The following is a 425-nucleotide window of genomic DNA, read 5'->3' on the forward strand; positions in this document are numbered from 1 at the left end:
CTAATAACTTCTTTAGAGAGGCTGCCAATACTTACTTTGCTCACTTTTTACACCTCTTACAGTGAAGTTTCAGGCTTTTCTTCTTATAATTCATGTGGTCAACACCTAAAATCTCGTAAACCGTATCACGGAAAACAATCCTGTAACCAAGAGATGAGACTACTGCTGTTTCTTTCGAATAGCGGATAGTAAAATCTATTTTTGACTCATCCCACACGTTTCCCGCCGAAGTCTGCTCCATTGGACTTTCAGCACTTACCGTGGCGTAACACTCGTAATATTTACTCCACTTAATCTTATGGTTACCAATATCATCAATTTCAACACTGTTTTTAAGCAGCACAATACGCTCGTTTAATAAACCTATTCTCATTTAAAACCCCGTTTTTCTAACAGTAAAAAGCATCGAACGTAAAGTGAGCATA

1 protein-coding gene is annotated in these 425 nt (G+C 37.6%); it reads right to left on the reverse strand.

The genetic code is table 11. The features are described 5' to 3' along the window. Nucleotides 1-40 precede the first annotated feature (40 nt). Complete coding sequence (locus ACTJLE_RS06615) at nucleotides 41-373, reverse strand: phage head closure protein (protein ID WP_481267921.1); 333 nt, start codon at nucleotides 371-373, stop codon at nucleotides 41-43. Nucleotides 374-425: the final 52 nt, after the last annotated feature.

This window comes from Gardnerella sp. CCPDSM, from assembly GCF_056754715.1.

Excerpts from the sequence above, each read along its gene's own strand:
- ACTJLE_RS06615 (WP_481267921.1), bottom strand. The coding sequence starts at position 373 with ATGAGAATAGGTTTATTAAACGAGCGTATTGTGCTGCTTAAAAACAGT.